We start from the raw sequence: 10,691 nt of genomic DNA on the forward strand, positions 1-10,691 counted from the left end.
AACGGGCCTGCCCCGCGCCTCACTGGACGTCGCCTTTCCGGTCCGGGCAGTCGCCGACGGCCTTGATCATCTGTTCCAGGAGGGGCAGCGGGGGCAGCACCGCCCGGGTGTCGTCGGACGAGGTGGTGGGCACGGGGATGCGCCGCCGCGTGAGGAACTCGGTGAGTTCGTCGCCGGTCGTGCCGCCGCTGTTGCCGTTGCGGGCGCGGAAGCCCAGTTCCATGGCGCGGTGCTGGAGTTCGGGGTCCTCGCTGACGAGTTCGCCGAGCCGGGCGCCGTCGCCGGTCAGGGCGACGAGCTGGGGTTCGGTGACGAAGCGCGTGGAGGGGTAGAGCAGGACGCGTTCGTCGTCCGGGGCGCCCTTCTCGGCCTGGTGGCGGATCTGGTGGGCGAGGAACTGGTGCTCGTAGATCACGGAGATCGGGGCGATGCTCTGCCCGTCGGGGGACAGATACGTTTCCGCCCGCTCGGAGGACGGCAGACCCTGTTCGACGAGGAGCGGCTTGATCTCCTGGGCGACCCGGGCGGCCTCCTTCTCGTCGTCCGGGGCGTCGTTGTGGTTGTCGACGAAGGCGACGAGGCCGAGGTAGGTGCCGGCGGAGTTGGACTCGCAGATGTCGGAGGTCTGGGCGAGGATCTTGTTGGAGTTCTGGACTCCCTTCCGGTCGATGTCGATGTCGCTCCAGCGCTTGCCCTCCTCGGTGAGTTTCACGAAGGGGGTCATTTCGAGCGTGTAGTACATCGGTCGGCCGCCCGGGTTCGGCTGCGCCTCGGCGACGTCCGCGTCGACGAGCGCCTCGGCGTAACTCCGGTACGTGGCCAGCACGATGGGGCTGACGAACGGGCGGTACAGCAGCACCGGGCGGTTCGCCTCGGCGCGCTCGCGGCTGATCAGATCGGCGGCGGGCTGGCCGGAGGGGAAGACGACGTCGTATCCGTCGAAGTCCTGGTTGGCGATCTCGCGGGAGCCCATGCTCGTGATGTGCACGCGGAATCCGTGCTTCATCAACAGCCGCTCGACCTCGGGGTCCTGGAAGAAGTCCCGCTTGGAGGCCATCTTCGCCTCGATGGTGACGGCCTGCCGCAGCGGTAACAGCAGGTTCCCGGTGGCCATGAGGAGGATCAGGCCGACGATCGGGACGGGCAGCGCGAGCGCCAGGACTCTGCGGCGGGGGCGGACGCGCGGGGGTCTGGTGACGGCTAAGCGGGGCTCTCCGGAAGCGGGTCTGTTCGCGGGCACCTGCGTCTCCCCCCGTGGCTGGGGCAGGATCGTCGGTGATCGCGATGACGGTTGAACGACCTTGCGGGAAACGGCGGTTGAACGTGAGGACCCGTTCGGGTTCCGGCCGGGTTCTTCGACCGCGAGTTCCGGACAGGGGTTTCAGTCAAGCATCCCGGGCTACCCGCAGGGCATGTCCCCCAGATATCGCAACGGTTCCAACCAGGCCGGCACGGCCATAGCGATCGTCGCTGACGTCATGGCCCTCATCCTGGGCATGTGGATTCTGATGTACCTGCTGGACGCCAACCGGGCGAACGACTTCGTCCAGTTCGTCCATGACGCGGCCCGCTGGCTGGCGGGTTGGTCGCACGACCTGTTCACCTTCGACGAGGAGTGGGCGAGGGTCGTGGCGGGGTACGGCCTGGCGGCGGTCGTGTACCTGTTCGTGGGCCACGCCATCGCCAACCGGGTCCACCGCCACTGACCCCGACGTCAGCCGCAGCAGTCCGGGTCCAGCCCCGTCGGCAGGCGATCCCCACCGAACACCGCGCACGTCGCGTCATGCCCACCCAGCGCGGCGACGGCCAGCAACAGCGACCCCGCCGTCCAAGTGGTGAGCTCGAGCGGCCAGATGGCGGCATCCTCGAAGACGTAGCCCGTCCAGTACAGGCCGCTCTCCGGATCCCGCAGATGCTGGATCGACTGGAGGATGTCCAGCGCCCGGTCGGACTCGCCCATCGCCCACAGGGCCAGGGCGAGTTCGGCCGACTCGCCGCCCGTCACCCACGGGTTGGGCACGACGCACCGCACGCCGAGCCCGGGCACGACGAAGCGGTCCCAGCCTTCCTCCATGCGGGACTTGGCCTCGGCGCCCGTCAACGCCCCGCCCAGCACCGGGTAGTACCAGTCCATCGAGTACCGGTTCTTGTCGAGGAACCGCTCCGGGTGCCGACGGATCGCGTGCCGTAGCGCACCCGCCGCCAACTCCCAGTCCGGCTGCGGCTCCTCACGCTGCTCGGCGATCGCGAGTGCGCACCGCAGCGCGTGGTGGATCGACGACGAACCGGTCAGCAGCGCGTCCGCCGTCGCCGTGCCGTCGTCGTCGCGCCGCCAGCCGATCTGTCCGCCCGGCTGCTGGAGCTTCAGGACGAACTCGATGGCCGCGTGGACGGACGGCCACATCCCGTCCAGGAACGTGTCGTCGCCGGTGGAGAGGTAGTGGTGCCAGACGCCTACCGCTATGTAGGCGACGAAGTTGGTCTCGCGCCCGGGGTCGGTGACGTCGTCGTGGGCCCCGTCCTGGTAAGCGGCGTACCACGAGCCGTCCTCGTTCTGGTGCGTGGCCAGCCAGGTGTACGCCCGCTCGGCGGCGGCGTGTTCGCCGGCCGTGTCCAGCGCCATCGCCGCCTCGACGTGGTCCCACGGGTCGAGGTGATGCCCGCGGAACCACGGGATCGCCCCGTCCTCCCGCTGTACGGCGAGGATCCCTGCGACGGTCGCGGCGGCCTGCTCGGCGGTGAGGACCCCGGGCAGGACGAGGTGTTCCGTCCGGGGGGTCGTCACTTGGCGTCCACCCGGGGGAGGTGCGGCTTGGTCGCGTACGCCACGAAGCTCTTGCCGATGAGCGGGTTCAGTGCCTGTTCGGCGACCCGGGTGGCCAGCGGTTTCTTCATGATGTCCCAGACCAGCAGCTTGTGGTACGCCCGCACCGGCAGCGCCTTGTCGTTGTCGACGCCGAACGCGCACTTCAGCCACCAGTACGGCGAGTGCAGCGCGTGCGCGTGATGCGTGCCGTACGGCTTCAGGCCGGCCTCGCGGATCTTTGCGAGCAGCTCGTCCGCCTTGTAGATGCGGATGTGGCCGCCCTCGACCTCGTGGTACGCGTCGGAGAGCGTCCAGCAGACCTTCTCGGGCCCGTAGCGGGGCACGGTGATGGCGATCCGCCCGCCGGGCTTCAACACCCGCACCATCTCGGCGAGTACGCCCTTGTCGTCCGGGATGTGCTCCATGACCTCGGAGATGATCACGACGTCGAAGGACTCGTCGGGGAACGGCAGCGCGAGCGCGTCACCCTCCATCGCCGTGGCGGTGGCACCCTCGGGGGCCTCCCCCGCCTCCTCCATCGCCGCGAACCACTTGGCGACCTCGCGGATTTCCTCGGCGTTCTGGTCCAGCGCCACGACCTGGGCACCGCGCCGATAACACTCGAACGCGTGCCGGCCGGCACCACAGCCGAGATCCAGAACACGGTCCCCCGGGGCGAGCGGGAACCGGGAGAAGTCGACGGTCAGCACGTGGCCCTGCTTTCGCGATCGGAAGGGTGGGGGTGGAGGGAGCAGCTGGAGGAGGTGGTGCAGCTCAGGTGGCGGGAGTGGGTGGGCGGGTGCACGACGGTCACTGGGCGGCCTCGGACACGCGCGCGGCTTCGCCGACCCCGGCGGCCGCCGCTGCAGCCTCCGTCACATGTACGGCCTCTCCGACCCTGGCAGCCTCCGGCCCCGGCACGGCGCCGCCCGCCGACACGGCGACCTCAACCTCCGTCACCCGTACGGCATCGCCGGCCTGCACGGGCTGGGTCGTCCTGCCCGCCTCGGCCCCCTCGCGGCCCGCCGAGCGGGCTATGGCCTCGCGGTAGCGGGACACCGTCCCCTCCGCGGCCTTGGCCCAGGTGAAGTTGCGCAGGACTCGGTCGCGTCCGGCCGCGCCCAGGCGGTCGCGGAGTTCGGGGTCGCCGAGCAGGCGGCTCAGGCCGGCGGCCAGGGCGCCCGGGTCGCCCGGCGGCACCGCCAGACACGTCTCGCCGTCGCGGCCGGCGACCTCGGGAATCGCCCCGCCGGTCGTGGCGACGAGCGGCGTCCCCGTGGCCATGGCCTCGGCGGCCGGCAGGGAGAAGCCCTCGTAGAGCGAGGGCACGCACGCCACCTGCGCCGAGCGGACCAGGTCGACGAGCTCCGCGTCGGAGATGCCCTTGACGAACTCGACGGCGCCTTCGAGGCCGTAGCGCTCCACGGCCTGCGCGACCGGGCCCTCCTCGGGCCGCTTGCCGACGACGACCAGGTGGGCGTCGGGGTGCTCGGTGCGGACCTTGGCGAGGGCCTCGACGAGGAAGACCAGGCCCTTCAGCGGGACGTCGGCGCTGGACGTCGTCACGATGCGGCCCGGGATCTGCCGTACCGAAGGATCCGGCGAGAACAGGTCCGTGTCCGCGCCGATGTGCACCACGTGGATACGGTCCTGCCGGACGCCGAGATGGTCGACGATTTCCGCGCGGGACGTACCCGACACGGTCAGCACCGACGGCAGCCGGCGCGCGACCCGCTTCTGCATACGCGTGAAGGCGTACCAGCGCCGCACGGACATCCGACGCTTCCAGCCCTCCGCCGCGTCCAGCTCCAGCTGCCGGTCGACGGTGATGGGGTGGTGGATGGTGGTGACGAGGGGCGCGCCGACGTCGCCCAACAGGCCGTACCCCAGCGTCTGGTTGTCGTGCACCACGTCGAACTCGCCGCGCCGGGCCCGCAGATGGCGGCGGGCGCGGAGCGAGAACGTCAGCGGCTCGGGGAACCCGCCGGTCCACATGGTCGCCACTTCGAGCGCGTCGACCCAGTCGCGGTACTCGTCACGCTTCGGCGTGCGGAAGGGGTCGGGATGGCGGTAGAGGTCGAGGCTGGGCAGCTCGGTGAGGCTCAGCCGGCCGGCGTACTCCGCGCCCTCGTCGAGGACCGGGTAGGGCTGGGAGCCGATGACCTCGACGCGGTGCCCGAGGCGGGCCAGCTCGCGGGAGAGGTGCCGGACATAGACGCCCTGGCCGCCGCAGAACGGGTTCCCTTTATAGGTGAGAAGCGCGATGTCGAGCGGTCGCTCGCCGTCGGCGGCAAGGTCCGTCGGGGACCCGGCCTCCCTGGCCTCAGCGGTCACTCTGGGCCCCCTTCTCCCTGCACTGTCCCGCGAGATTACGCCGGGACGCTAATCTAGAACAAGTTTCAGACTTGATCGTTCAAGAGGCTCTGAATCTACCGGCAGGTAGCGCCGCTGTGAGCGATGGATCAGGTGATTCACGCCACGGCCCACGCGCTGGCATGCTCTGTCCGGTCACTCACCCTCACCGACTGTCACGGAACGGGATCCATGCCTGCGGAAGTCAGTAGCGCGAGCCCCGCCTCACCGCCCCTCACCGAGCGGCAGGAGGCCCGCCGTCGGCGCATCCTGCACGCCAGTGCGCAGCTCGCCAGCCGGGGCGGTTTCGACGCGGTGCAGATGCGCGAGGTCGCGGAGTCCTCGCAGGTGGCGCTCGGCACGCTGTACCGCTACTTCCCGTCCAAGGTGCATCTGCTGGTCGCCACGATGCAGGACCAGTTGGAGCACATGCACGGCACGCTGCGGAAGAAGCCGCCACAGGGGGAGACTGCGGCCGAGCGGGTCGCGGAGACCCTGATGCGGGCCTTCCGCGCCCTGCAGCGCGAGCCGCATCTGGCCGATGCCATGGTGCGGGCGCTGACCTTCGCCGACCGCAGCGTCTCCCCCGAGGTCGACCAGGTCTCCCGGCAGACCACGGTGATCATCCTGGACGCGATGGGTCTGGAGAACCCGACGCCCGAGCAGCTCTCCGCGGTCCGCGTCATCGAGCACACCTGGCACTCGGCACTGATCACCTGGCTGTCGGGCCGCGCCTCGATCGCCCAGGTGAAGATCGACATCGAGACGGTGTGCCGGCTGATCGACCTGACGGCACCCACGGACGAGTCCTGACGGCACCCACGGGAGCGCAAAGGACCTACGAGACGGGTTCCCTTCGCCGGTATTGTCCGGATCAGGTGCTGGGGGTCGCCTTCCGGCCCAACCGCTGCCTTCCGGCCTCTCAGCCCGGACCGTCGACGTCGGCCCCGGCGGAAGCCGTGTGCCTCCTGCCTGAGTCGGCTACTCCGGTTCGGACTCCCTCACTCGTCCCGTAGGCCGGTTTCCAGAATAGAACATTCGCCCGGAAATGAACCCATCGAAAAGGGATTTTCTGGTGCTACTCCTCCGGCGGAAACACCGGCTCCCCGCTCCCCAGCAGCGTGATCACGATCGCCTCCACCGGGCAGCTCTCCGCCGCCGCCAGAATCGTCTCGTTCGCGTCGGCCTCCGGGTCGGCCGGATGGGACTGGCGGGCGGTGTCGAGGCGGAAGCCGTCGGGGGCGTGGTGGACGCACTGGGCCGAGCCGATGCACACCGACCGGTCGACCTCGACGTGCCAGCGGTCGCCCATCCCTACGCCTCCCAGCCGGCCGGCAGGTGGATCATCTTGTGCTCCAGATACTCCCCGTACCCCTCGGGCCCGAACTCCCGCCCCAGGCCGGAGTTCTTGTAGCCGCCGAACGGGCCCAGCATGTCCAGGCTGAAGGTGTTCACCGAGTAGGTGCCGGTACGGACCTGGCGGGCGATGTCGATGCCGTGCCCGGTGTCGGCCGTCCAGACGCTGCCGCTCAGGCCGTAGTCGGAGTCGTTCGCGATCTTGACGGCCTCGGCCTCGTCGCCGTAGGGCAGGAGGCAGATCACCGGACCGAAGATCTCCTCGCGGGCGATGCGCATCGAGTTGTCGACGTCCCCGAAGAGGGTCGGCTCCACGTACCAGCCCTTCTCCAGCCCCGCCGGACGCCCGCCGCCGGTCAGGATCTTCGCGCCCTCCTCCTGGCCGATGCGGATGAAGTCGAGGTTCCTGCGCTGCTGGCGCTGCGCCACCAGCGGGCCCACCTGTGTCGCCGGGTCCAGCGGGTCGCCGACCACCAGCGCGCCGGCCGCCGCGGCGAAGGCCTCGGCGAACTCGTCGTAGCGGGAGCGCGGGAGCAGGATCCGGGTCTGGGCCACGCATGCCTGGCCGTTGTTCATCCAGGCCGCCGGGACGACACCGGCGACGGTCGCCCCGACGTCCGCGTCCGGCAGGACCACGGCAGCCGACTTGCCGCCCAACTCCAGCGTCACACGGGTGAGATTGCGGGCGGCGACCTCCATGACGCGCTTGCCCGCCGCCACCGAACCGGTGAAGGAGACCTTGTCGATCCCCGGGTGCCCGACCAGGTACTCACTCACCTCGCGGTCCGCCGGGAGGATGGACAGCACGCCCTCCGGCAGCCCGGCGTCCTTCGCGATCTCGGCGAGGAGGTAGGCGTCGAGCGGCGACTCCGGGGACGGCTTGAGAATCACCGTGCAGCCGGTCAGCAGCGCGGGCCCGAGCTTGGCGGCGGCGACGAACTGCGGGACGTTCCAGGGCACGACGGCCGCCACGACCCCGACCGGCTCGCGCCGCACGAGGATCTTCCCCAGCACGCCGTCGCGCGTCTCCTCGTACGTGAAGTTCCGCGCGACCGTGATCGCCGAGTCCCACACCATCATCGCGCCGAGCGCCTGCGCGAGGACGCTCCAGGAGTACGGGGAGCCGTTCTCGGAGGAGATCACGCGGGCGATCTCCTCGTGCCGCACGGCGAAGGCGTCCTTGATGCGGGTGACGACCTCGATCCGCTCGTCGAGGCTCATCCGCGGCCAGGGCCCCTCGTCGAACGCCTTGCGCGCCACCGCGACCGCCCGGTCGACGTCGGCCGGCGAGGCGTGCGGCACGCGTCCGATGACCTCTTCCGTGTGCGGCGAGATCACCTCGATGACGTCCTTGCCCAGGGGGTCGGTCAACTCCCCGCCGATGAACAGCTGTCCGTGTTCCACGAGCTCGGTCATGGCGACTGCCTCCCCTGAGCGGGACTCTGACGATCCATCAGATACACGGCACTGATACCAGTTCCACCCGGAGGAGTCCACGGAGCGCACACACCTCGCCCCTACGCTGAGCGGGACAGCGAGGGGGCATGGCATGGCAACGCGCGTGCGCGACCGGGCGGTGTTCGCCACGGCCATGGCGGTGACCGTCGGCGGCGCCGTATGGATGGCATCGACTTTGGGCGATGTTGAGCGCGGCAACGGGGTGTCCGTACACCGGGAGACGGCGCGCCCTGAGGAGATCAGGGAGTTCTGGACTCCCGAGCGCATCGAACGGGCCGAACCCGTCGAAATGCCGGCGTGGGACCCCTGCGAGCACTTCCCCACCCTGCTCTCGCCGGACTGCTGGTGGACGACCGGGGTAGATGACTCGGGCTCCCATCGGAACCTGTTCTAGTTATAGTGGGCCGGTCGGCCGGAAACGTGTCGCGGCGATTGGGGAGCCCATGGCGCAGGTGTACGACCACGGCGGTGGCGTGCGGTCCGTCCAGGTCCCCATCCCCGACAACCCACTCGGCCACACCCTCGTCTACGTCGTCGACACCGACAGCGGCCCGGTACTGATCGACACCGGTTGGGACGATCCGGCCTCCTGGGACACCCTCGCCGAGGGCCTGGCGGCCTGCGGCACCGCGCCCGCCGGCATCCACGGTGTGGTGATCACCCACCACCACCCCGACCACCACGGCCTGTCCGGCAAGGTGCGCGAGGCCTCCGGCGCCTGGATCGCGATGCACGCGGCGGACGCGGCGATCGTCCGGCGCACCCGCACCACCCGACCCGAGCGCTGGTTCTCCTACATGGCGGCCAAGCTCACGGCGGCCGGCGCCCCCGACGCGCATGTGGCACCCCTGCGCACGGCCCGCCGCCCGAGCACGCTGCCCGGCTTCGCCCCCGCGGCCCCCGACCGCGAGATCGTCCCCGGCGAACTCCTCGACCTCCCCGGCCGCCGCCTGCGCGCGATCTGGACCCCGGGCCACACACCGGGCCACGTCTGCCTGCACCTGGAGGAGGACCACCCGGCCCAACTCCCCGGCCACGGCCGCCTGTTCTCCGGCGACCACCTGCTCCCCGGGATCACCCCGCACATCGGGTTGTACGAGGACCCCGACGACACCACCGTCACCGACCCCCTCGGCGACTACCTCGCCTCCCTCGAACGCGTCGGCCGCCTCTCCCCAGCCGAGATCCTCCCGGCCCACCAGCACACGTTCACCGACGCCCCGGCCCGCGTGGGCGAGTTGCTGACCCACCACGAGAGCCGCCTCACCGGCCTCCTCACCCTCCTCGCCACTCCCCTCACCCCCTGGCAACTCGCCGAACGCATGGAGTGGAACCGGCCGTGGGACCAAATCCCCTACGGCTCACGGAACATCGCGATCGCGGAGGCCGAGGCGCATCTGCGGCGACTGGTGAAGCTGGGGAGGGCGGAGGCGGTGGCGGGGAGCGACCCGGTGTCGTACGTCGCGTTGTGAAGCATCACCATGGACGTCATGGATCCCTTGGAACTGCTGCTCGCCGAGCGCGCCTGCGAGCGTCTCGTCGTCGACTTCGTCCACCGTCTCGACCTCGGCGAACCGGCCGCTGTCGCGGAGCTGTTCACGGAGGACGGCACGTGGGAGTGGCCCGCGGGTGAGCGGCTCGTCGAGGGGCGGGACGCGCTGCGCGGGTACTTCGGGTCCCGTCCCGCCGACCGGCTCTCGCGTCGTCTGATGTCCAACGTCCGCGTCACGGTGACGTCCCCCGACACCGCGACGGCGACTTCGTACTTCACGACGTACCGGGTCGACGGCCACGAGGGCGGCCTGGTCCCGCCCGGGCCTCCGGTCCAGGTGGGGCACTACGAGGACACGTTCAGCAGGTCAGAGGACGGCACCTGGCTGCTGTCCCGCCGAGTCCTCCACCTCGCCTTCGCCGGCCCGACCCCGCGACCGCCTAAGGCATGAAGGACCGGACCAATTCCGCCGCCGCACCGAGCACTTCGACCTCCCGCTCGGTCATCGTCGGGTTGGCGGCCCGTCGGCGCAGGGCCTCCGTCAGGCCCTCGCCGGTGAGGTCGGACGGGTCGGCGAGAAGGGCGGCGAGCGTCGCGTGGACGGGTTCTGCGAACTGCTCGTCCAGCAGGGCCACCTGCGCGAGGATCACCGCGGACATGCCCCAGTCCAGGCCCGGGTCGCCCTCCTCCGCGTTGGCCCAGTCGATGACGTAGGGGCCGTCGGGCGTGAGCATCACGTTCTCCGGGTGGAGGTCCAGGTGGACCACGCCTCCGGGGACGGCGTGCATCTGCCGCAGGAGGCGGGCCAGCATCTCCCCGGACTCGCGCGGGTCGATCCGTCCCGCGACGAAGGCCTCCGGCATCGTCGGCCCGTACAGCCGCTGCATCACCAGCTCGGAGCGCGAGGAGTCGGCGAGCCGCACCCGGGGCACCGGGTAGCCGTGGGCGCGCAGACGTTCCATCAGAGCGCCCTCGGCGAGGCCGTCGGCGTAGCCCTCCCGGTCGCGGCGCAGCACCCACGCCTCGTCGATCTCGTACACGTCGGACGCGCGCCCCGAACCGAGCAGCCGTCCCGTCCTCCCCATGATCCCCATGGGCCCGAAGCTACCCCCGCTCACAGCCTCCCCTCAGCCGCTTCCCTACGGGCCGGTAGAGTGGCCGCGTCGTCATCACACCCGTACGGGGGAAAGCCGGTGCAAATCCGGCGCTGACCCGCAACCGTGAACC

General features: G+C 70.6%; 12 protein-coding genes. 5 read left to right on the forward strand and 7 right to left on the reverse strand.

The window, feature by feature from the left end:
• Nucleotides 1-19: 19 nt before the first annotated feature.
• Entirely contained in the window at nt 20-1,240 is a 1,221-nt protein-coding gene (locus ACZ7M7_RS03265; protein WP_472112296.1) for a hypothetical protein, read from the reverse strand.
• A gap of 172 nt (nt 1,241-1,412) precedes the next feature.
• Here ACZ7M7_RS03265 and ACZ7M7_RS03270 point away from each other — a divergent pair, with 172 nt between their 5' ends.
• Entirely contained in the window at nt 1,413-1,706 is a 294-nt protein-coding gene (locus ACZ7M7_RS03270) for a hypothetical protein (protein ID WP_328428111.1), read from the forward strand.
• Between the two features lie 8 nt (nt 1,707-1,714).
• On the opposite strand, the gene ACZ7M7_RS03275 is transcribed toward ACZ7M7_RS03270, so the two are convergent.
• The 3 genes from ACZ7M7_RS03275 to ACZ7M7_RS03285 all read right to left on the reverse strand — a co-directional run bounded on the left by ACZ7M7_RS03275 (nt 1,715) and on the right by ACZ7M7_RS03285 (nt 5,140).
• A complete protein-coding gene (locus ACZ7M7_RS03275) occupies nt 1,715-2,785 on the reverse strand; it encodes a prenyltransferase/squalene oxidase repeat-containing protein (protein WP_383595930.1) in 1,071 nt (356 codons plus the stop codon).
• Nucleotides 2,782-3,516, reverse strand: coding sequence for a class I SAM-dependent methyltransferase (locus tag ACZ7M7_RS03280; protein ID WP_369270717.1), 735 nt, complete (start codon nt 3,514-3,516; stop codon nt 2,782-2,784). Before ACZ7M7_RS03280 ends, ACZ7M7_RS03275 begins: the two co-directional genes overlap by 4 nt.
• A 100-nt stretch (nt 3,517-3,616) precedes the next feature.
• Nucleotides 3,617-5,140, reverse strand: a complete 1,524-nt coding sequence (locus ACZ7M7_RS03285) for a glycosyltransferase family 4 protein (RefSeq protein WP_383595927.1) — start codon at nt 5,138-5,140, stop codon at nt 3,617-3,619.
• Nucleotides 5,141-5,350: 210 nt separating this feature from the next.
• Here ACZ7M7_RS03285 and ACZ7M7_RS03290 point away from each other — a divergent pair, with 210 nt between their 5' ends.
• Nucleotides 5,351-5,971, forward strand: coding sequence for a TetR family transcriptional regulator (locus ACZ7M7_RS03290; protein WP_383595924.1), 621 nt, complete (start codon nt 5,351-5,353; stop codon nt 5,969-5,971).
• Between the two features lie 265 nt (nt 5,972-6,236).
• Here the strand turns inward: ACZ7M7_RS03290 and ACZ7M7_RS03295 are convergent, their stop codons facing one another.
• Nucleotides 6,237-6,470: a ferredoxin gene (locus ACZ7M7_RS03295; RefSeq protein ID WP_472112304.1), complete on the reverse strand. Its 234-nt coding sequence runs from the start codon at nt 6,468-6,470 to the stop codon at nt 6,237-6,239.
• A gap of 2 nt (nt 6,471-6,472) precedes the next feature.
• The gene (locus ACZ7M7_RS03300) at nt 6,473-7,930 is read right to left on the reverse strand and encodes an aldehyde dehydrogenase (protein ID WP_472112307.1); all 1,458 of its coding nucleotides are present in this window, start codon (nt 7,928-7,930) and stop codon (nt 6,473-6,475) included.
• A gap of 133 nt (nt 7,931-8,063) precedes the next feature.
• Between ACZ7M7_RS03300 and ACZ7M7_RS03305 the strand changes: the two genes are divergently transcribed.
• Genes ACZ7M7_RS03305 through ACZ7M7_RS03315 form a run of 3 tightly spaced genes read left to right on the forward strand, consistent with a single transcriptional unit; the run spans nt 8,064 to nt 9,915 of the window.
• Entirely contained in the window at nt 8,064-8,366 is a 303-nt protein-coding gene (locus tag ACZ7M7_RS03305) for a hypothetical protein (protein ID WP_383595917.1), read from the forward strand.
• Nucleotides 8,367-8,415: 49 nt separating this feature from the next.
• Nucleotides 8,416-9,444 (forward strand): MBL fold metallo-hydrolase, encoded by a 1,029-nt coding sequence (locus tag ACZ7M7_RS03310; RefSeq protein WP_472112309.1) that lies wholly within the window; start codon nt 8,416-8,418, stop codon nt 9,442-9,444.
• Between the two features lie 18 nt (nt 9,445-9,462).
• Entirely contained in the window at nt 9,463-9,915 is a 453-nt protein-coding gene (locus ACZ7M7_RS03315; protein ID WP_472112312.1) for a nuclear transport factor 2 family protein, read from the forward strand.
• On the opposite strand, the gene ACZ7M7_RS03320 is transcribed toward ACZ7M7_RS03315, so the two are convergent.
• Nucleotides 9,905-10,549: a phosphotransferase gene (locus ACZ7M7_RS03320; protein WP_472113881.1), complete on the reverse strand. Its 645-nt coding sequence runs from the start codon at nt 10,547-10,549 to the stop codon at nt 9,905-9,907. The genes ACZ7M7_RS03315 and ACZ7M7_RS03320 overlap by 11 nt on opposite strands.
• Between the last annotated feature and the right edge of the window lie 142 nt (nt 10,550-10,691).

It is taken from the genome of Streptomyces sp. NPDC111606, assembly GCF_055656945.1.

Bases quoted from the DNA above. Each gene is read 5' to 3' on its own strand.
- ACZ7M7_RS03270 (WP_328428111.1), top strand. From the start codon at position 1,413: ATGTCCCCCAGATATCGCAACGGTTCCAACCAGGCCGGCACGGCCATA.
- ACZ7M7_RS03290 (WP_383595924.1), top strand. From the start codon at position 5,351: ATGCCTGCGGAAGTCAGTAGCGCGAGCCCCGCCTCACCGCCCCTCACC.
- ACZ7M7_RS03295 (WP_472112304.1), bottom strand. From the start codon at position 6,470: ATGGGCGACCGCTGGCACGTCGAGGTCGACCGGTCGGTGTGCATCGGC.
- ACZ7M7_RS03300 (WP_472112307.1), bottom strand. From the start codon at position 7,930: ATGACCGAGCTCGTGGAACACGGACAGCTGTTCATCGGCGGGGAGTTG.
- ACZ7M7_RS03305 (WP_383595917.1), top strand. From the start codon at position 8,064: ATGGCAACGCGCGTGCGCGACCGGGCGGTGTTCGCCACGGCCATGGCG.
- ACZ7M7_RS03310 (WP_472112309.1), top strand. From the start codon at position 8,416: ATGGCGCAGGTGTACGACCACGGCGGTGGCGTGCGGTCCGTCCAGGTC.
- ACZ7M7_RS03315 (WP_472112312.1), top strand. From the start codon at position 9,463: ATGGATCCCTTGGAACTGCTGCTCGCCGAGCGCGCCTGCGAGCGTCTC.
- ACZ7M7_RS03320 (WP_472113881.1), bottom strand. From the start codon at position 10,549: ATGGGGAGGACGGGACGGCTGCTCGGTTCGGGGCGCGCGTCCGACGTG.